Source organism: Luteimonas sp. TWI596, assembly GCF_039674105.1.
In the GTDB taxonomy this organism is placed as follows: domain Bacteria; phylum Pseudomonadota; class Gammaproteobacteria; order Xanthomonadales; family Xanthomonadaceae; genus Luteimonas.
Genome location: NZ_JBDJMU010000020.1, coordinates 42,463 through 62,611 on the forward strand (window position 1 = coordinate 42,463; position 20,149 = coordinate 62,611).

The window sequence follows — 20,149 nt, forward strand, 5'->3', positions numbered from 1 at the left end:
GACCGACGCATGAGCGGGCTGCGCGAGGCCATCGACCACACGATGCTGGGCTGGATCAAGCCCGAGCTCGATGAGGTGCTGCGCCAGGCACGGATGGAACTGGAGCGCTTCGTCGAAGCGCCCGACGACGGCACGCGTTTGCACCACTGCGCCACCGGGCTGCGCCAGGCGACCGGCACGCTGCGGATGGTCGAATTGCAGGCGCCTGCGCTCGTGGTCGAGGAAATGGAGCGGCTGGTCGAGGCCTTGCGCCGGGGCGAGGTCGGGGATCGCGACGCGGCGGCCTCGGCCTTGCTGCGCGGCCTGTTGTTGCTGCCTGACTATCTCGAACGGCTGCAGGGGGGGCATCGCGACATCCCGATCGTATTGCTGCCGCTGCTCAACGATCTGCGCGCCGCGCGTGGCATCTCCGCGCTGCACGAGCGCCTGTTCTTCGATGTCGGGGCGGTGGACGCGCCCGATGCCGAGGGCGAGGACGAGGCCCCGGTCTCGGCCGACACGCTCGCTGCGCTGCGCGAGGCATTCGGCCCGGGCGACGCGCGTCCCAGCGACGCCGAACTCGACCATGCCCGCAGCAGCCTGGCCGGACGCAACCGCGCCTTGCTCGGTACCGTGACCGAAGCGGTCAAGGACGAATTGCTGCAGGTCAAGGATGCGCTCGACCTGCATCTGCGCACCGGCGTGCGCGATCCCGCCGCGTTGCGGCCGCAGTCGGCTCTGCTGGCCACGGTGGCCGACACGCTGGGCATGGTCGGGCTCGACGACGCCTGCGCGGTGGTCGTGCAGCAGCGCGAGGCGCTGGATGCGATCGTCGACGGCGCGATGCCGGCCGACGAAGCCGCGCTGCTCGACATCGCCGGGGCGCTGCTCTACGTCGATGCCACGCTCGACATGCAGGTCGCGCAACTGGGCGATGCGGTGGCGACCGACGCCGCGCTCGCCGCCGAGGCGCAGCGTGCCCGGACAGTGGCGATCGGCGAGGCGATCGCGGCGTTCGGCGAAGCGCGCGAAGCACTGGTCGTCTTCGTCGACCGGCAATGGGATCGCACGGCGCTGCTGACGGTGCCGGATCTGCTGGTCGAGGTGGCCGGTGCGCTGGCGATGCTGGACCAGCCGCAGGCGGCCGCCTGCCTGGAGGGCGTGCGCCTGTACGTCGACCGCGAACTGCTGGCGGGGGCGCAGGCACCTGCGCCGGGGCCACTGGACGCCTTCGCCGATGCGGTGGCGAGCCTGGAGTCTTTCCTGCAGGGGGTGGACGCGCAACGTCCCGATCGCGACCGGTTCCTCGAGGTCGCCCGCAGCCGCCTGCAGACGCTGGGATACTGGCCGCTGCCCGGCACCGCGCCTGGGGCGCGGGAGGCGGACGAGAACCAGGGCCTCGCCGCCCATGGCGACGGCAGCCATCCCTCGACCGATGACACCCAGACCGGCGACGGTGCGTGGGTGCCGGCAGGTGCGGCGCAGGCGCCGCCGCGGGGTGGCTTCGCGGCCGTCGGCAACGACATCGATGATGAGATCCGGGAGATCTTCCTGGAAGAACTCGCCGACGAGATCGCCCATCTCGAGGCATTGTTGCCCCAGTGGCGGCGCCAGCCCGGCGATCCGGAGCGGCTGCGGCAGGTGCGACGCGTTTTCCACACGCTCAAGGGCAACGGCCGGTTGGTCGGCGCGGTCGAGCTGGGCGAGTTCGCCTGGCGCGTCGAATCGCTGCTCAATCGCGTGATCGACGGCCTGCATCCGGGGGGGCAGGCCGTCGTGGCAGCGGTCGACGTGGCCGCGCAGGCACTGCCGGCACTGGACGCGGCGCTGCGCGACCAGGCCCCGTTGCTGCTCGACGTGGATGCGGTTGCCGCCCGAGTCGCCGAGATCGCGGCGGGGGACGCGGGCATCTCGCCGCCAGCGCCGATGGCCGCGGCCGATGCCGTGCGCACCGTTGAGGCACCGCCCGCTGTGGAGGCCGTCGCCACCGTGCCGGCACGCATCGACGCGCTGCTGCTCGAGATTCTCGATGCCGAGGCCAACGAGCACCTGCTGACCGTCGATGCCTGGATCGACGCGGCCCGTGCCGGAGACGCCTTCGACGTCGAGCGGCTGCTGCGCGCGCTGCATACGATGCACGGCGCGTTCGCGATGGCCGAGGTCCCGGCGGTCGGCGCGTTGTTGGCGCCGGCCGAGGACTATGCCCGGCGGCTGGTCGCCACGCCGTCGGTGCCCGATCCCGAAGCGGTCGACGCGATCGACGCGTTGCGCGGGGCGCTGCGCGAGACGCTGACGCGCCTGCACGACGACGATCCTCGGATCGCTGTGTTGCCGGCCCTGGCGGCACGCCTGGGCGTCGTCCGCGACCGCCTCGATGCGTCGCCGGTCGCCGGCTACGAGATCGCCGACTTCGATGCGCCGATCGTGGACGCGCCCATGTTGGACGAGGGGGACGACGCGGCGGCCACACTGCTCGATGGCGCGCGTTTCGAGCAGGCCGATGTCGAGCAGGCTCAGCGCGACGATGGCGAGGGCGAAGACGCGCCTCGGGCATCGGCGCCCTCGGATGCCGCGCCGCTGAGCGTCGATGACGTCGCTGCCGAAGGGCAGGCGCGCGCGCACTCCGATCTCGATCTCTATACGGACATCGCGGCCGATGCCGATGTCGAGCAGGCGGACGCGGCCCCCCCGGCGATCGAGCATCTCGACAGCGCGCGACGCCAGCCCGAACGGGCGTCGGCGCTGCAGCGCCAAGCTGCGATCGATGCCGAGGTCCTTGCCGATGAGCGCCATCGCTACGCTGCGAGGGCGCTGCGACAGGCGGCTGTCGCAACGAGCCAGATCGACGTCGCGCCTCCGCAGGCCGACGTCGGCGTCGCGACGTCGGATGCACGCGATCGCAACGACCTCGCAGATGTGCACGCGTGCTCGCCTGTGGTGCCCGCAGGCGATGCCCCGGACACGGCGACATCGTGGACGCAGACTGCTGCCGACGCCGACGCCGACGCCGACGCCGACGCCGGCGCCCATGTCGATGTCGATGCTGAGCGGAAAGATGAGGGCGAGGGCGCTTCGGATCACGATCCCGAAGGCCCGCTGGACCTGATCGGCCTGGATCCCGAGCTGATCGACATCTTCGTCGAGGAAGGCATCGACCTGCTCGACGATGCCGATGGCCTGGTGGCGCTGTTGCGCGACGATCCGGGCGCCTTGCCTGCGATCGCGGGCCTGCAACGCGACCTGCACACGCTCAAGGGCGGCGCCCGCATGGCCGGGCTCATGCCCATCGGCGACCTCGGGCATGCGATGGAGACACTGCTCGAGACCCTTGCCGAGCAACACCGGCCGATGCATCGGGACGATCTCGCGCTGCTCGAGCAAGGCTTCGACCGGTTGCACGCGATGCTTGTGCGCGCCGGCGAACGCCGCGCCATCGGACCTTCGCCGGCCCTGGTCGACGCGTTCACGGTGACCGCCCGCAGCGCCGCGGATGCGTCCGGACCGCTCGATGGGATGCACAGCGACGCTGCGCTGATGCCGTTGTCAGCGCCGCTGCCTGCGCTGGCGCTCTCGGTCGACGGCGACGACGACGCCACACGCGGCTCGCAGGAGCAGGTGCGCATCCGGGCCGGGCTGCTCGACCGCCTGGTCACCTACGCCGGCGAGGTCGCGATCTACCGCGCGCGCCTCGAGCAGCAGTTGGGAACCTTCCGCGGCGCGATGCTCGAACTTGGGCAGACCAACGACCGCCTGCGCGACCAGTTGCGACGGCTCGACATCGAGACCGAGGCCCAGATCGTCGCCCGCTATCGGCGCGAAGGCGACAGCGGCGACATCGCGTTCGATCCTCTCGAGCTCGACCGCTTCTCGACCCTGCAGCAGCTTTCGCGCGCACTCGGCGAAACGGCCGCCGATCTCGACAGCCTGCAGCACACCCTCGACGAGCAGACCCGACATTACGAATCGCTGCTGCAGCAGCAGTCGCGCGTGAGCTCGGATCTGCAGGAAGGCCTGATGCGGACGCGCATGGTGCCCTTCGACGGCATCGTGCCGCGCCTGCGGCGCGTCGTCAGGCAGGCCGCCCAGGACACCGGCAAGCAAGTGGACCTGCACCTGGCCGGCGCCCACGGCGAGATCGATCGCAATGTGCTCGAGCGCATGGGCCCGCCGCTCGAGCACCTGTTGCGCAACGCCGTCGCGCATGGACTGGAAACGCCGCAGGCGCGCCAACAGGCGGGCAAGCCCGAGGTGGGCGCGATCCGCATCGCACTGCGCCGCGAGGGCGCGGAGATCGTGCTGGAGGTGGCCGACGACGGCACTGGGCTGGACCGCGCGGCGATCCGCCGCCGCGCGCACGAGCGCGGCCTGCTGACGCCGGATGCGCAGATCGCCGAGCGCGACCTGGACGCGCTGATCCTGCAGCCCGGCTTCACGACCGCCAGCGCGCTCAGCCACGTGGCCGGGCGCGGCGTCGGCCTGGACGTGGTCGCCAGCGAGGTCCGACAGCTCGGCGGCAGCGTCGACATCCAATCGCGGGACGGCGTTGGCAGCACGTTCGTGCTGCGGTTGCCGCAGACGCTGGCCGTGACCCAGGCCGCGTTTGTGCGCATCGGGGAGACCACCTTCGCGGTGCCGATCGCCTCGGTGCGCGGCGTCGGCCGCATCGCGCGCGACGCGCTGCGCGCGGGCCGTGACTACCGGTACGGTGACGAGGACTACGCGCTCCACGACCTGGGCCGGCTGGTCGGACAGGCGCCTGCGCGTGCCGAAGGCCACCTGCAGATGCCCTTGCTGCTGATCCGCGCCGGCGAGCTGCGCGCGGCGGTCGCGGTGGACGAGATCCTGGGCAACCGCGAAATCGTGGTGAAGCCGGTCGGGCCCCAGCTCACGTCAATCCCGGGCATCTTCGGCGCGACGATCATGGGCGACGGTCGCGTGGTGGTGATTCTGGATATCGCGCCACTGGTGCGTCGGCAGGCGGCGCAGCCCGAAGCGGCCATCGCTGCGGCGCCGTCGCCCGTGCAGGCCCGTCGTGTCCCGCTGGTGCTGGTCGTCGACGATTCGATCACGATGCGCAAGGTCACCTGCCGCGCGCTGGAGCGGCAGGGCCTGGCGGTGGCGACCGCGAAGGATGGCATCGACGCGCTCGAGCGCATGGATGAACGGATTCCCGATCTGGTGCTGTTGGATATCGAGATGCCGCGCATGGATGGCTACGAACTGGCGATGCGGATGAAGGCCGACCCTCGGCTGCGCGCGTTGCCGATCATGATGATCACCTCCCGCAGCGGCGACAAACACCGCGAGCGTGCGCTGGAGATTGGCGTCGATCGCTACCTCGGCAAGCCGTATCAGGAGACGGAGCTCCTGCGGCATGTCCAGGCCTTGCTGGGACTGGAGCCCGACGATGCGTGACCCTGCCTTGCGTGTGGTGGTGCTGGCCCGGCCCGGCCCGGTCTGCGACCGGCTTGCGGCGGCTGTGGTGGAGGCCGGCGCGGACGCGGCCGTACAGATCGACCCGCTGAGGGCGGACGCCGAGCAAGTGGACGCGCTCGCCCCGGCCGCGATCGTGGTCGCGCTGGAGCCGGTGATCGCCGACGCGATCGAGGCCCTGGCGCCGGTGTTGGCACGGCCCGGACGCATGGTCGTGTTCGAGGACGCCGACCGGGTACTCGAGCGCAGTGGCGACGCCGCCGCGCATTGGGTGCGGCAGCTGGGCGCCAAGCTGCGGCTGCGCGAGGACCGAGGGTCCGATGCCGATGCCGCGCAGATGGGCGATGCGGCGAATGCGTCGTCCGGCAATGCGGCCTACGCCTTCGATCCGGTCGCAGCCGAGTACGACGACCCGCCGCATGCGCCCTTCGAGCTCGATTTCGATTTCGACGGCAGTGACGATCGTGCCGACGCAGCGCCGATGCCCCCTGCCACTGCGGACAGCGCCCCGGCGGCCGCAGCCGCCGACGCGGCCGAGCGCGACCAGGACCACGACGTTCTGGGCGTGCCATCGGCGGACATCGACCTGCTGCCGTCGTTCCGTGGGCTTGCCGACAAGTCCGGACCGCCACCGCCGATACCGCCTGCGCACGATCTGGCCGATCTCGAGCAACGGATCGCCGGCCTGGCGCTGGCCGACGCCGACAGCTATGGCCATGGTCCGGAGCGTGGGCTGGTCCTGATGGACGGCGGGCTCGGCAGTCCGGATGCGGTGCGGCAACTGTTGGGTGCGCTGCCCGAAGACTTCCCGCGGCCGATCCTGGTGCGGCTGCACCTGGAGAGCGGACGCTACGACCAACTGGTTCGGCAGATGGTGCGCGTGGCCGCGATGCCGGTGCACCTGGCCGAACCCGGCATGGCGATCGCGCCGGGCACGGTGTACGTGCTGCCGCCGGATCTGCTGCCGCAGCGCATAGGTGGGCACATGCGCTTCGCCGCCGGCGGCGATCCCGCGGCGATCACGCAAGCCATGCCGGCCGCCGACAGCGCGTGGCTGCTGCTCAGCGGGGCCGATCCCGCGCTCGTGCCGCTGGCCACGGCGCCCGCCTGGCAGGGCGCGCTGGTCGTCGGGCAGGACGGCGCGGGGTGCTACGACCCCACCGCTGCCCAGGCGTTGAATGCGCGCGGCCATCAGACCGGGACCCCGCCGACGCTCGCCGCCTGGGTGATCGAACGCTGGATGCCCGGCGCCGGCGCGCCCCAGCACGAGGGCTGGTCGCTGTGAGCACGACGGCCGAGATCCGGTGCGTGCTGATCCGGACCGGGGCGACGCAACTGCTGCTGCCCAACGCGACGATCTCCGAGGTGCTGTCGTACTCGGTGCCCGATCCCATCCCCGGCGCGCCGGCGTGGCTGCCTGGGCGGCTGCGCTGGCGCGGCTGGCGGTTGCCGCTGGTCGCCTTCGCGACGCTGTCGGGCCAGGGCGACGACACGGCCGGGCTTGGCAACAAGGTGGTCGTGCTCAAGGCGCTCGGCGGCGATCCGCACCTGCCGTATCTCGCACTCTCGACCCAAGGCTTCCCGCGCCTGGTCACGGTCTCGGCCGCGCAATTGCGCCAACCCGATGGCGCGCACGACACCGCGCCGTTGCCGTTCGCGATCCGTGCCCATGTGCGCCTGGGCGAGGAGGTCGCGCAGATCCCGGACCTGGATGCGCTCGAGCGCGCAGTGCGCGAGGTCGTGGGCTAGGGCAGGCCGGTCCCGGGCCGGCAGCCCCGGCCTGGGGTCATCCCAGGTCGCCGAACCGCGCCTGCAGCGCGGCGATCGCGGCCATGCCGGCGGTCTCGGTGCGCAGGATCCGGGGGCCCAGGCGCAGCCCACCGAAACCGGCGGCGACGAGCGCGGCGCGGTCGTTGGCCGACCAGCCGCCCTCCGGGCCGATCGCGAGCACCAGCTCGCCCGTCGGCGCGGGCATCGTCGCAAGGCCCGCGGTCGCTTCGGGATCGAGCAGCCAGCGGCCGGTGCCGGGCGACAGCGCGGCCAGTGCCGCGGCCAGCGATTGCGGCGCGGCGACCTCGGGCACGTGCGCGCGCCAGCTCTGCTCGCAGGCCGAGACCACGACGCTGCGCCAGTGCGCGTGCCGCTTGCCGGCGCGCTCGGCGTCGAGCCGGACCTCGCTGCGTTCGCTCGAGACCGGCACGATCGCGGCCACGCCCAGTTCGGTGGCCTTCTGCAGGATCCAGTCCATTTTCTCGCCGCGGGCGATGCCCTGCAGCATCACGATACGCAGCGGCGACTCGAGCGCGACGGGGCGGCCGGCGCCGATCCGCGCGGCCGCGCCGCGCTTGTCGGCTCGGGTCAGTTCTGCCTCGTGGTCGCACCCGTCGCCGTTGAACAACACGCAGCGCTCGCCCTCGCGCAGGCGCAGCACGCGGACCAGGTGCGCGGCGGCGTCCTCGGGCAGTGCGATCGTCTCGCCCTCGCGCAACGGCAGGTCGACGAAGGCCCGAATCACGCGCACGACGTCGCCACCTCGATCGCCTCGGCGGTGACCTGCGCGAGCAGTTGCAACTGGTCTTCGTCGATGCAGTAGGGCGGCATCCAGTACAGGATGTCACCTAGCGGGCGCAGCAGCACGCCGCGCTTGACCGCATGGCGGTAGGCGCGCAGGCCGACGCGCAGCGCCGGGTCGAACGGCGTCGCGCGGTCGCCGTCGCGCGTGAGTTCGAACGCGACGACCATGCCGGTCTGGCGGGTGTCGGCGACATGCCGGTGTGCGCCGACCTGCGCGGCCAGCGCGGCCATGCGCGTGGCGGTGTGTCGGTTGCGCGCCAGCGTGTCGTCGGCAGTGAAGATGTCGAGCGAGGCCAGGGCCGCGGCGCAGGCCAGCGGATTGCCGGTGTAGCTGTGCGAGTGCAGGAACGCGCGCTCGCGCGAGGCGTCGAGGAAACCGTCGTACAGCGCCTGGGTCGTGAGCACCGTCGACAGCGGCAGAAAACCGCCGGTCAGCCCCTTCGACAGGCATAGCAGGTCGGGCTGGATGCCGGCGGGCGTGCCGGCGTTGCCCGGCGCCTGCTCGCAGGCGAACAAGGTGCCGGTGCGCCCGAAGCCGACCGCGATCTCGTCGGCGATCAGGAAGATGCCGTGCACGTCGCACAGCTCGCGCACGCGCCGCAGATACACCGGGTCGTGCATGCGCATGCCACCGGCGCATTGGATCAGCGGCTCCAGAATCAGCGCGCAGATCTCACCGGCGTGCGCATCGAGCAGGCGCGCCAGCGCATCGGCCGCGTCCTCGGCGTGCGCGGCGGCGCTCTGGCCCGCGCGCGCCTCGAAGGCGTCGGGCGAGGGCGCGAACAGCGACTCGCACAGCAGCGGGGCATAGACCCGGCGATACAAGGGAATGTCGCCGACCGCGAGCGCGCCGAGGGTCTCGCCGTGGTAGCCGTTGCGCAGCGCCACGAACTTGGTCCGTCGCGGCGCGTCGCCGCGGTTGGCGAACCACTGGAACGCCATCTTCAGCGCGACCTCGACGCCGGCCGAGCCGTTGTCGGCGTAGAACACCTTCGACAACGGCGCCCGTCCCGGCTCGCGCGGGGCCAGCGCCAGCAGCCGTTCGGCCAGTTCGATCGCCGACGGATGGGTGCAGCCGGCCAGGATCACCTGCTCGAGCGTGCGTGCCTGGCGCGCGATCGCCTCGGCGATGCGCGGCTCGGCATGTCCGTGCAGGTTGGTCCACCAACTGCTGCCCGAGTCGAGGATGCGGCGGCCGCCGGCCTCGACCAGCCAGGCGCCTTCGCCGCGCACGATCGGCAGCAGCGGTTGCGTATCGGGGTGCTCGCGCATCTGCGTGCACGGGTGCCAGACCGCGGCGAGGTCGCGGGTCCGCCAGTCGTTGCCGTCGGCTAGAATGGCCGGATCGTGGATCTGTTCTGTCATCCCTCCATTATCGCCCCGCAGCGCCGGCGCCGTGCAGGCCGGAGCGTGCGCGCGTGAGCCGACGGTTGCCGACGATCCATGGGATCACCGAACACGACGCCGGCCCGTACCGGATGGAGCAGCTCGATCTGGAGTTCTCCAACGGCGAGCGCCGACGCTATGAGCGCCTGCACGGGCGTGGCCATGGCGCGGTGATCGTCGTCCCGTTGATCGATGCGGAGACGGTGCTGCTGGTGCGCGAGTACGCCGCTGGCATGCATCGCTACGAGCTGGGTCTGGTCAAAGGCCGGATCGATGCCGGCGAGACCCCGATCCAGGCCGCCGACCGCGAGCTCAAGGAAGAGGCCGGCTACGGCGCCCGTCGTCTCGACGCGTTGCGCAGCCTGAGCCTGGCGCCGACCTACATGAGCCACCAGGCGACCCTGGTGCTCGCGCGCGATCTGTATCCCGAACGCTTGCCTGGCGACGAGCCCGAGGAACTGGACGTGGTGCCGTGGAAGCTCGATGCGCTGCACGAGCTGATCCTGCGCGAGGACTTCTCGGAAGGGCGCTCGATCGCCGCGCTGTTCATCGTCCGCGACTGGTTGCGCCATTACGGTGGCTGACGGCCGCGCGCCGGTCGAGCCTACGGTCGTCGAAGGCGCGATCGCGATCGCGCATCGCGCGGCCGAGGCGATTCTCGCGGTCTATGCGCACGCATTCGAAGTGGTCGCCAAGGCCGACGACAGCCCGGTGACCGCGGCCGACCTTGCCGCGCATCATGTCATCGTCGACGGCCTGCACCGGCTCACGCCCGACATCCCGGTGTTGTCGGAAGAAGCGGCCGATGCGGTGCCGGTGACCGAGCGCCGCGCTTGGCGGCGGATGTGGCTGGTCGACCCGCTCGACGGCACCCGGGATTTCGTCAAGCGCAATGGCGAGTTCAGCGTCAACCTGGCGCTGATCGACGACGGCGTCGCGATCCTGGGGGTGATCCAGGCCCCGGTCACCGGCGCGCTGTGGTACGGCATACCGGGGGGCGGGGCGTTCCGCCGCGATGGCGGCGGCGAGACCGCGATCCATACGCGCCGGGCGGCGGGCGCGGCCGGTCCGCTGCGGGTCGCCGCCAGCCGCTCGCACCGCGATCCGCGCACCGCCGCAGTGCTGGCACGGATCGGCGACATCGAGCCGCGCCCGCTCGGCTCGTCGCTGAAGTTCTGCCGGCTCGCCGAAGGCGCCCTCGACGTCTACCCACGCTTCGGGCCGACCAGCGAGTGGGACACTGCCGCCGGTCAGGCGATCCTGGAGGCCGCCGGCGGCGTCGTGCTCGACCCCCGCGGCCGACCCTTCCGCTACAACCAGCGCCAGACCCTGCTCAACGGCGATTTCATCGCCATCGGCGATCCCGACCTCCCCTGGCGCACATGGCTCTGACACTCAAACCGGGGTCAGAGTCGATTTTTCAGGTGCGATGGCCGTCAGCATGCTCAGCAAACCAACGCTGACCCTGTTTGGGAAAATCGACTCTGACCCCGGTCTTGCTTGTGAGGGAGGTGTGTGATGGCCGAAAACGACGGCGGGATGGCGCGGTTGCTGGCGGTGATGGCGCGGTTGCGCGATCCGCAGGCCGGGTGTCCTTGGGATCTGCAGCAGGATTTCTCCACGATCGCGCCGTACACGATCGAGGAGGCCTACGAGGTCGCCGATGCGATCGACCGCGGCGACTTGCCGGGCCTGTGCGACGAGTTGGGCGACCTGTTGCTGCAGGTGGTCTTCCATGCGCGCCTGGCACAGGAGCAGGGGGCATTCTCGTTCGACGACGTGGTCGCGGCGATCGTCGGCAAGCTGGTCCGGCGGCACCCGCACGTGTTCGCGGACATGCATGCCCCCGACGCGGGTGCGGTCGCGAGCAACTGGGAGGCGATCAAGCGCGCCGAACGGGCTGAGGCCGGCGAGACGGATGGGTCGGCGCTGGCGGGCATCGCCCGTGGCCTGCCGGAATGGCAGCGCGCGACCAAACTGCAGAACCGCGCGGCGCGGGTGGGGTTCGATTGGCCCGGACCGCAGCCTGTGCTCGCCAAGCTGCAGGAGGAGCTCGGCGAAGTGCGCGCCGAGTTCGATGCGCTCGCCGCCGATCCCGATGATGCGGCCGCGCGCGACCGGCTGGAGGACGAACTGGGCGATCTGCTGTTCGTCGCCGCCAACTTGGCGCGTCACGCGAAGGTCGATGTCGGCAGCGCGCTGCGCCGGGCCAACCACAAGTTCGAACGCCGGTTTCGTGCGATGGAGACGCTGGCCGAGGCCGACGGCACCGCGTTCGCCGAGTTGCCGCTCGCCGCGCAGGAGGCCTACTGGATGCGGGTCAAGCGCAGCGAGGGCCGGTCGGACACCGAAGACCTCGGCTGACGCCTCGCGCCCAGGCAGGCGCCCGACGCCTGTCGCGCTGCGGCAAAGATCCGCCACCGTCACTTCACATTGTTCCCGCCCCCCACTCCTCTCGGCCTATGAAGACCTTGCTGCTGTTCCTGCTCACCGCCGTGGCCGAGATCGTGGGCTGCTATCTGCCCTACCTATGGCTGCGCAAGGACGGCAGCGCCTGGCTGCTGTTGCCTGCCGCACTGTCGCTGGCCCTGTTCGTCTGGCTGCTCAGTGTGCATCCGACCGCATCGGGACGTGTCTATGCGGCTTACGGCGGGGTCTATGTCGCGGTGGCCCTGGTCTGGCTGTGGCGGGTGGATGCGGTCGTGCCGACGCGCTGGGACCTGATCGGTGCGGCGCTATGCCTGGCAGGCATGGCGGTGATCATGCTCTCGCCGCGGCCAGCCTGAGCGGCGCGCGGCTGGGAACACCTAAGGCGCCAGCGGCACTGCGTTGGTGTCACTCCAGGAAGATCAGCCACGCCGCAACGACGATCATCGCGAAGCCTGCCCCGCCCTCGATTGCGTTCCACCTGGTCAGGGCAATGAGGCCGCGCGCGCGGCTGGGAACACTTGAGGCGCCAGCAGCACTGCGTTTGGGTCACTCCAGGAAGATCAGCCACGCTGCAACGACAATCATCGCGAAGCCTGCCCCGCCCTCGATTGCGTTCCGCCTGCTCAGGGCAATGAGGCCGCGCGCGCGGCTGGGATTACTGAGGCGCCAGCAGCACTGCGTTTGGGTCACTCCAGGAAGATCAGCCACGCTGCAACGACAATCATCGCGAAGCCTGCCCAATGGTTCCACTTCAACGGCTGCCCCAGGTACCAGGTCGAGAACCCCGCGAACACCAGCAGCGTGATGACCTCCTGCATGCCCTTGAGCTGCGGCGCCGAGTAGACCGCCGCGCCGATCCGGTTGGCCGGCACCATCAGCGTGTACTCGAAGAACGCGATGCCCCAGCTGACCACGATCACCATCAGCAGCGGCGCACTGCGGTACTTGAGATGGCCATACCAGGCGAAGGTCATGAAGATGTTGGACCCCAGCAGCAGGAGCACGGGGAGGAAGCGTTCGAAGCCGGGCATGTCGATGGCTCGGGCGAGGGAGCGCGAAGCGTAGCGCAGCGCCTGCCTGTCCGCTGGCACGTCACAATCTTCACGAACTGTGCACCCGGCGCGTGAGATTTTCACAAAGATTAATCAACGCGCCAGCCACGGGAGCCAAGCAATGCGTGCAGGTCAGGAACCAGGGGGACTCGTTCTCATTGTCGAGGACAATCGCAACATTTCAGAGATGGTCGGCGAATATCTGGAAGGGCGCGGTTTCGAGGTCGACTACGCGGCCGACGGCCTGGACGGGTACCGACTGGCGACGGAGAACAGTTACGACGTGATCGTGCTCGACCTGATGTTGCCCCGGCTGGACGGCATCGAGGTCTGCAAGCGCCTGCGCGAGGATGCGCGCAAGTCGACCCCCGTGCTGATGCTCACCGCGCGCGACACGCTGGACGAGAAGCTGACCGGCTTGAGCTCGGGCGCCGACGACTACCTGACCAAGCCCTTCGCGATCCAGGAGCTCGAGGCCCGGCTGCGTGCGCTGATCCGCCGCGAGCGTCGCCAGGTGGGCTCGGAAGTGCTGAAGGTGGCCGACCTGGTACTCGATCCGGCCAGCATGCGCGCCACCCGCGGCGGCACCGAACTCCAGCTCTCGCCGATCGGCATGAAGCTGTTGACGATCCTGATGCGCGAATCGCCGCGCGTGGTCAACCGCCAGGAGATCGAGCGCGAGATCTGGGGCAACAGCCTGCCCGACTCCGACACCCTGCGCAGTCACCTGTACAACCTGCGCAAGATCATCGACAAGCCCTACGACAAGCAGCTGCTGCACACCGTGCAGAGCGCCGGCTACCGGATCGCCGACATCGAACAATCGCCGGCCTGAGCCGGTACGCCAGGCGCTCGATCCGATGCCCCAGGGGCTCCCCAACCGTATCCGCGATGCGTTCACGTTCCAGGCGGTCATCGCCGGCATGACGCTGGTGGTCTGCATCCTGGCCGCGGCGCTGGTCGGCCGCGAGGTCGCGGCGCGGCATTGGCTGCGCGCCGAGGCCGACGCCTACTGGCGCGCGCGCACGACCGACGCGGCCCATCCACCGCCGTTCGGCGCCAACATGCAGGGCTACTTCGTCCCCCGCGGCGGCGGCGCCTGGGACAGCATCGTCAGCGGCGACCGCGCGGTTGCCAGCCTGCTCTGGTTCAAGGATGCGCCCGAGGGTTTCTCGCAGCGCCGCGACACCAGCGGGGTACTCTTGGTGGATCGGCGCGAGGCCGGGACGCTGTACCTGGCGGTATCGATGGGTCTGTTCGACCGCATGCTGGCCTTGGCTGCAGGCGGTCTGATCGTGTTGACGGTCGGGACGATCTTCATCGTGTCATGGCTGACCTACCGCACGTCCAAACGGATGGTGCTGCCGATCCACCAACTCGCCGTCGAGGTCGGCCGCTGGAATCCCGCCGGCGACGAGGACGGGATGCCACCGCCGCTGGAGTCGCGCGAACGTGGCGGCCGCGAGGCGCAGGCCCTGTCGAACGCGCTACACGGGCTGGGCGAGCGCATCGCCTCGTTCGTACGCCGCGAGCGCGAGTTCACCCGCGATGCCAGCCACGAGTTGCGCACCCCGCTGACGGTGATCCGTGTCGCCAGCGACATGATTGCCGCCGATCCGTCGACGCCGCCGCACCAGCAGCGCCCGCTGCTGCGCATCCGTCGCGCCAGCCAGGACATGGAGGCCGTCATTGACGCCTTGCTGGTGCTCGCGCGCGAGCGTGGGGTGATGCCGCAAAGCGAAGTGTTCGAGGTCGCCGCGGTGGTCGAGGAAGAGGTCGAGAAGGTCCGCCCGATGTTCGACGCCAAGCACCTGGGCTTGCGGGTCGATCTGCAGGCCAGCCCGCGACTCGATGCGCCGCCGCGCGTGCTCGGCGTGATGCTCGGCCATCTGCTGCGCAATGCCTGGGCATTCACCGAGAAAGGCGAGGTGGTGGTGGTGGTGGCCGAGGATCGCATCGTCGTGCGCGATACCGGCATCGGCATGACGCACGAAGTGCTGCAGCGGGTCTACGAGCCGTTCTATCGTGCCGATCCGTTCGGCCAGGCCGGCAAGGGAATCGGTCTGTCCATCGTACGCAGGCTGGGCACCCGCTTCGGCTGGCCGGTGAGCCTGGACAGCACGCCCGGCGAGGGCACCACGGTGACGATCAGGCTGACGCGCCCGGCCGGCTGAGCCCGTGCCCACCGGGTCTGCACGCGGCATGATGATCGGTGCGCACACCGGTCAACTGCGGCCGGCCTGGTGCGTTACCCCGTCATATCGCCCATCGAAGATGCCTGCATGTCGAGCCGTGCCAAGCCCAAGACCGTTTCCCGTCGCCGTGGTCCGGCGCGCATCGTGCCCCTCGTGGTGGGGATCGCGGTCGTCGCCGCGGGGTTGTGGTGGTGGACCGGCCGCAGCAGCGAGGGCGCGGACGCGGCCTACCGCACCACGCTGGTCGAGCGCGGCGACATCCGCGTCGCGATCTCGGCGACCGGCACCCTCAGCGCGACTTCGACGGTGACCGTCGGCAGCCAGATCTCGGGGCAGATCACCGACGTGCTGGTCGATTTCAACGACAAGGTCGTCAAGGACCAGATCATCGCGCGCATCGATCCGAGCAGCTACCAGGCGCAGATCGAGCAGGGCAGTGCGCAAATCGCCTCGGCACGGGCGTCGCTGGCGCAGGCGCAGGCGACGCTGCAGAACGCCGAGCTCGACTATCGACGCAAGGCCGATCTGGGCACCCAGCGACTGGTCGCGCAGAGCGATATCGACCTGGCCAAGGCCGCGCTGGACCAGGCGCGCGCGCAGGTCGCCTCGATGCAGGCGCAGATCCGCCAGCAGACCGCGGCGACGCAGACCACGCGGGTCAATCTGGACCGCACGGTGATCCGCTCCCCGGTGGACGGGGTGGTGCTGCTGCGCTCGATCGAGCCGGGGCAGACGGTGGCCGCGAGCATGACCGCGCCCGAGCTGTTCCAGATCGCCGAGGACCTGGCGAAGATGCGTATCGAGCTGTCGGTCGATGAATCCGACATCGGCCAGGTGCGCACGGGCCAGGCCGTCAACTTCACCGCCGACGCTTTTCCCGATCGCCAGTTCCGTGGCGTGGTCGAACAGGTCCGGCTGTCGGCGACCACGACCAACAACGTGGTCACGTACCCGGTGGTGGTGACCGTCGACAACAGCGACGGCACGCTGCTGCCCGGACTGACGGTCAACGCCGAGATCGAGGTCAGCAACCGCCGCAACGTGCTCAAGGTGGCCAGCGCGGCGACGCGGTACAAGCCGGCCGATGCGGCGCAGATCGCAATGGCGGCGCCGTCGGGCGCGCCGGGCGGTGGTCTGGTGCCCGACCTGGAGGCCGCAGCCGCGGATCTGGAATTGAATGCATCGCAGCAGGCCGCGTTCGATGCGGCGCTGGCCGCCATGCGCGCGCGCCAGCAGGACCGCCCGCAGGCCGGGGGCCAGCGCGCGCCGGCGGGCGCGCGCGGCCCGGCAGCGGGTGGCCCCCGTGGCGGACCGGGCGGCGGCGCGCGCGCGCTCGATCCCCGTCTCCAGGCACAGATCCGGCAGCGCGTGACCGAGCGCGTCCAGCAGGATTTCGCCGAGTTTACAGCGCAGCTCGACGACACCCAGCGCGCGCAATGGCAGCGCACGCTGGCCTCGCTCGTGGGCGCGACGCGGACGACGCTCTATCGCCTGGTCGACGGGCAGCGCGAGGCGGTGCCGGTACGCATCGGCGCCAGCGACGGCAGCAGCGTCGAGATCTCCGGTCCGCTCGCCGAGGGCGATGCGATCGTCATCGGCGAACGCGCGCCGCGATGAGCACGTCCACGCCGGCGCCCGTCATCGAGACCCGCGCACTCAAGAAGATCTACGCCGAAGGCAGCGAGGCGGAGGTCGTGGCCTTGCGCGGCGTCGACCTGCGCATCCGGCGCGGCGAGTTCGTCGCGATCATGGGCCCGTCGGGGTCGGGCAAGTCGACACTGATGAATCTCATCGGCTGCCTCGACACGCCCAGCGATGGCGTCTACTTGTGCGATGGCATCGACGTCGCGACGCTCGACCGCGAGGCGCTGGCGGCCCTGCGCCGCGACACGATCGGGTTCGTCTTCCAGGGCTTCAACCTGCTGCCGAGAATGAGTGCGCTCGACAACGTGGCGATGCCACTGGGATACGCGCGCGTGCCGCCGGCCGAACGGCGGGCGCGGGCGCAGGCCGCGCTCGAGGCGGTCGGGCTGGGCGCGCGAACCGCGCACCGGCCCAGCGAGCTGTCCGGCGGCCAGCAGCAACGCGTCGCGATCGCGCGCGCGTTGATCAACCGGCCGCCGGTGCTGCTCGCCGACGAACCCACCGGCGCACTCGACACCCGCACCGGCGAGGAGATCCTCGCGCTGTTCAAGCAACTGCGCGACGATGGCCATACGGTGGTGCTGATCACCCACGACCCGGAGGTCGCCGCGCATGCCGACCGCACCTATGTGATGCGCGACGGCGAACTGCACGAAGAGCCGGGTTCCGGCGATCGCGGACCGGATGCCGGTTCCGATGCCGGGCTCTCGAGTCAGCGCCCGGGAGTGGGACCATGAACTTCCTCGACATCCTGCGCACGGCGATCTTCGCGCTGCGCGGCAACTGGATGCGCAGCGCGCTGACCTCGCTGGGCGTGATCATCGGTATCGCAGCGGTGATCGTCATGGTGTCGGTGGGGCAGGGCACCCAGGCCGAGATCGATCGCCAGCTGTCGGGCCTGGGCGCGCAGAAGCTCGACATCGGCCCCAGCGCCGGCCGTTCGCCGGGCGGTGCGCGCATGAGCGCATCGAGCTTCTTCACCCTCAACGAGGGCGATATCGACGCGATCCGCCAGGAGATCCCGGAGGTGCAGTACATCTCCGGCTCGCTGCGCGGCAGCAGCCAGGTGGTCTACGCCGAGCGCAACTGGAACAGCAGCTGGCGCGGGGTCCAACCCGATTTCCTGGAGATCAACGGCTGGACGATCGCCAATGGCAGCGGGTTCGAGCCCCAGCACTTCACCGGCGCCGAACGCGTGGTGCTGCTGGGCGAGACCGTCCGCCGGGAGCTGTTCGGCGAGGCCAGCGGCGTCGGCGAACAGGTGCGTATCGGCCGGACGATCTTCACCGTACTCGGCACGCTCGACAGCAAGGGGCTGAGCGGTTTCGGCAGCGATCAGGATGAGATCCTGATCGTGCCGCTGGACACCGCGCGACGGCGCCTGATGGGGGCGATGGGCCTGCCGGCCGGCGCGGTCATGGATGTGTCGCTGACCGTCGCCGATGCCGGCGACCTGGGCTATGTGCAGAGCGAGGTGGAGTCGCTGCTGCGTCAGCGCCATCGGATCGGACCGGGCGAGCCGGACGACTTCCAGGTGCGCAATGTCTCCCAGCTGGTCGCCACCCGCAACCAGACCACGCGCCAGATGTCGTGGCTGCTCGGCGCGGTCGCGACGATCTCGCTGATCGTCGGCGGCATCGGCATCATGAACATCATGTTGGTCTCGGTGACCGAGCGGATCCGCGAGATCGGCCTGCGTATGGCGGTCGGCGCCGGGCCGTCGGACATCCGCCGCCAGTTTCTCGCCGAGGCGATGCTGCTGTCGCTGGGCGGCGGTGTGCTGGGCATCGCGCTGGGCGTGATCGGTGCATTGCTGGTCGGGCACTACAACAGCGAGTTGCCGATCCAGCTCAATGGCAACGTGGTCGCGCTGGCGGCCGGGTTCTCGGTCGCGACCGGCCTGTTCTTCGGCTACTACCCGGCGCGCAAGGCGTCCGAACTCGATCCGATCGAGGCGCTGCGTCAGCAGTAGTGCGGCTGGGCGTCCTGCGCGCACGGGTGAGGCTATGCTCCGGGCCATGCCTGCCTCGCGTCCCGATGCCACCAATGTCGAGCTGTCCGGAGCACCGGCGATCGACGCCGCCCTGCTGCGTCGCTTGCGCGCGCAGGCGGCGCGCCTGAGTCGACGTGCGGCGGATGTCGACGATCTCGTGCAGGAGGTCCTGCTCGCCGCGATCCTGGCAGGCCGCACCGATGCGGCATGGCTGGCGGGCACCCTGCGCCGACAAGCGGCCCTGGCTGCGCGCGGTGCGGTGCGACGGCGCCGCCGCGAAGATGCGGCCGGCGAATGCCTGCATGCGCGCCAGGCCTGCGATGTGCCGGCCTTGCCGGCACTGCCGCCGATGCCGCCCGCGGCCCAGCGCGTGGCCCGGCTCGTCCTGCACGGGCTCGATGCCGCCGAGATCCGTTGGCTGCTCGGCATCTCGCCGCAGGCGTTCCGGCAGCGGTTGGTCTCGGTCCGCAAGTCCGTCGCCGCGGCGCCCGCAGAGGTCCGGGCGGAGCTGCGGGCGTTCGCCGCGGCCCCGGTGCCGCACCGCGCGACGATGCCACGACCGATGGGGCCGGCCCGCCGCGTGCTGCAGAGTGCGGGGTTGGGCGGTGCGTTCGGGACGCATGATCCCAGTGGGCATCTGCTGTTGATCCGGCGCGGTGCTCACATTCCGGCCTCCGGCGGCAACGTATCGGCGTAACCCACCTTCAGGAACCGCCATGCTCGCAAATGCTCGACTCGAAACGCTTGTGTTCTTCGTCACCGACCTGCCGCGCAGTGCGGCCTTCTACCGCGACGTGCTCGGCCTGGCGCTCACGGTCGAGGACAGCCACGAGGGCCCGATGGTCACCGCCCAGGCCGGCAGCGTGACCCTCGTGTTGCTCGAACGTACTGTCCGGGGGGGCGAAACCCCGATCCCGGTGTTCTCGCTCGATGGTGGCATCGACGACTGCGCCGATGCGCTTGTCGCCCACGGCGTGGAGATCGTGACGCCCGTCAGCGAGGCACCCGACGGTGGCCTCACCCTCGACTTCCTCGATCCCGACGGTACCGTGTTGAGCCTGCATCAGCCCATGGGGGCTGCCCGCCGACGCTGATCGGTCGAGCCCAGGAGCGGCGACGGCGCACTGGCGCTGCAGGACGGCCTGCGGCGCTGCACGCAGGCCGATCGCCCGTCGCGGTGCCGCGGACGTCGTGTCGCCGTGACGATGCCGCCCACGGCCTGGCCGGGGCGTGCGATGAATAGGGCGAGCCCTTTCGCTAGGGTCGATCCCAGATTGAGCGCACAGGCCGGGGCGGCGACAGTGCATACGTCCGCCCCAGTGCCCTGGGGCCTGCCAGACGTCCTTCCGGAGGCTAGCTGTGTAAAGCCAGCACGTTGTTCACAGTTATCGGAATTCTGGAGATAGGCGGGTTGTAGCCGAGGCTGGCATGGGGTCGATGCCAGTTGTAGGTGTGCAGCCAGT

At 70.5% G+C, this 20,149-nt stretch carries 17 protein-coding genes and 1 pseudogene; 14 read left to right on the forward strand and 4 right to left on the reverse strand.

Features of this window, described 5'->3' with window-relative positions; genetic code table 11:
• The first annotated feature begins 9 nt into the window (after window positions 1-9).
• The 3 genes from ABE487_RS14325 to ABE487_RS14335 are packed head-to-tail and all read left to right on the forward strand — an operon-like array spanning window position 10 to window position 7,161.
• Window positions 10-5,394, forward strand: coding sequence for an Hpt domain-containing protein (locus tag ABE487_RS14325; RefSeq protein WP_346452911.1), 5,385 nt, complete (start codon window positions 10-12; stop codon window positions 5,392-5,394).
• Window positions 5,387-6,697: a chemotaxis protein CheB gene (locus tag ABE487_RS14330; RefSeq protein WP_346443021.1), complete on the forward strand. Its 1,311-nt coding sequence runs from the start codon at window positions 5,387-5,389 to the stop codon at window positions 6,695-6,697. Before ABE487_RS14325 ends, ABE487_RS14330 begins: the two co-directional genes overlap by 8 nt.
• Window positions 6,694-7,161: a chemotaxis protein CheW gene (locus ABE487_RS14335; RefSeq protein WP_346443019.1), complete on the forward strand. Its 468-nt coding sequence runs from the start codon at window positions 6,694-6,696 to the stop codon at window positions 7,159-7,161. Before ABE487_RS14330 ends, ABE487_RS14335 begins: the two co-directional genes overlap by 4 nt.
• A gap of 37 nt (window positions 7,162-7,198) precedes the next feature.
• On the opposite strand, the gene ABE487_RS14340 is transcribed toward ABE487_RS14335, so the two are convergent.
• Together ABE487_RS14340 and bioA are read right to left on the reverse strand one after the other, a co-directional pair.
• Window positions 7,199-7,933, reverse strand: coding sequence for a 16S rRNA (uracil(1498)-N(3))-methyltransferase (locus ABE487_RS14340; RefSeq protein WP_346443017.1), 735 nt, complete (start codon window positions 7,931-7,933; stop codon window positions 7,199-7,201).
• Window positions 7,924-9,351: an adenosylmethionine--8-amino-7-oxononanoate transaminase gene (gene bioA, locus ABE487_RS14345; protein WP_346443015.1), complete on the reverse strand. Its 1,428-nt coding sequence runs from the start codon at window positions 9,349-9,351 to the stop codon at window positions 7,924-7,926. Before bioA ends, ABE487_RS14340 begins: the two co-directional genes overlap by 10 nt.
• Before the next feature lie 53 nt (window positions 9,352-9,404).
• Here bioA and nudE point away from each other — a divergent pair, with 53 nt between their 5' ends.
• From nudE to ABE487_RS14365, 4 genes are all read left to right on the forward strand, one after another.
• Window positions 9,405-9,956: an ADP compounds hydrolase NudE gene (nudE, locus tag ABE487_RS14350; protein ID WP_183427527.1), complete on the forward strand. Its 552-nt coding sequence runs from the start codon at window positions 9,405-9,407 to the stop codon at window positions 9,954-9,956.
• Window positions 9,949-10,764, forward strand: a complete 816-nt coding sequence (gene cysQ, locus ABE487_RS14355) for a 3'(2'),5'-bisphosphate nucleotidase CysQ (protein WP_346452512.1) — start codon at window positions 9,949-9,951, stop codon at window positions 10,762-10,764. The genes nudE and cysQ overlap by 8 nt, the downstream gene beginning before the upstream one ends.
• Before the next feature lie 126 nt (window positions 10,765-10,890).
• A complete protein-coding gene (gene mazG, locus ABE487_RS14360) occupies window positions 10,891-11,736 on the forward strand; it encodes a nucleoside triphosphate pyrophosphohydrolase (RefSeq protein ID WP_346452510.1) in 846 nt (281 codons plus the stop codon).
• 98 nt (window positions 11,737-11,834) lie between these two features.
• Complete coding sequence (locus tag ABE487_RS14365; protein WP_346448991.1) at window positions 11,835-12,158, forward strand: YnfA family protein; 324 nt, start codon at window positions 11,835-11,837, stop codon at window positions 12,156-12,158.
• Window positions 12,159-12,488: 330 nt separating this feature from the next.
• Here ABE487_RS14365 and ABE487_RS14370 read toward each other — a convergent pair whose 3' ends face one another.
• A complete protein-coding gene (locus tag ABE487_RS14370) occupies window positions 12,489-12,833 on the reverse strand; it encodes a DMT family protein (RefSeq protein WP_346443007.1) in 345 nt (114 codons plus the stop codon).
• Between the two features lie 142 nt (window positions 12,834-12,975).
• On the opposite strand from ABE487_RS14370, the gene ABE487_RS14375 reads away from it, so the two are divergent.
• From ABE487_RS14375 to ABE487_RS14405, 7 genes are all read left to right on the forward strand, one after another.
• Entirely contained in the window at window positions 12,976-13,689 is a 714-nt protein-coding gene (locus ABE487_RS14375) for a response regulator transcription factor (RefSeq protein ID WP_047137337.1), read from the forward strand.
• Between the two features lie 25 nt (window positions 13,690-13,714).
• A complete protein-coding gene (locus ABE487_RS14380) occupies window positions 13,715-15,028 on the forward strand; it encodes a HAMP domain-containing sensor histidine kinase (RefSeq protein ID WP_346443005.1) in 1,314 nt (437 codons plus the stop codon).
• Window positions 15,029-15,136: 108 nt separating this feature from the next.
• Window positions 15,137-16,666, forward strand: coding sequence for an efflux RND transporter periplasmic adaptor subunit (locus ABE487_RS14385; RefSeq protein WP_346452912.1), 1,530 nt, complete (start codon window positions 15,137-15,139; stop codon window positions 16,664-16,666).
• Window positions 16,663-17,430 carry an ABC transporter ATP-binding protein gene (locus ABE487_RS14390; protein ID WP_346443002.1) on the forward strand — a complete coding sequence of 256 codons (768 nt, stop codon included), beginning with the start codon at window positions 16,663-16,665 and terminating at the stop codon, window positions 17,428-17,430. Before ABE487_RS14385 ends, ABE487_RS14390 begins: the two co-directional genes overlap by 4 nt.
• Window positions 17,427-18,665 carry an ABC transporter permease gene (locus ABE487_RS14395; RefSeq protein WP_346451119.1) on the forward strand — a complete coding sequence of 413 codons (1,239 nt, stop codon included), beginning with the start codon at window positions 17,427-17,429 and terminating at the stop codon, window positions 18,663-18,665. The genes ABE487_RS14390 and ABE487_RS14395 overlap by 4 nt, the downstream gene beginning before the upstream one ends.
• 46 nt (window positions 18,666-18,711) lie before the next feature.
• Window positions 18,712-19,383 (forward strand): hypothetical protein, encoded by a 672-nt coding sequence (locus ABE487_RS14400; RefSeq protein ID WP_346451121.1) that lies wholly within the window; start codon window positions 18,712-18,714, stop codon window positions 19,381-19,383.
• A gap of 19 nt (window positions 19,384-19,402) precedes the next feature.
• Window positions 19,403-19,780, forward strand: a complete 378-nt coding sequence (locus ABE487_RS14405) for a VOC family protein (protein WP_346451123.1) — start codon at window positions 19,403-19,405, stop codon at window positions 19,778-19,780.
• Between the two features lie 259 nt (window positions 19,781-20,039).
• Here the strand turns inward: ABE487_RS14405 and ABE487_RS14410 are convergent.
• Window positions 20,040-20,149: pseudogene (locus ABE487_RS14410) on the reverse strand (IS481 family transposase); the annotation flags it as partial.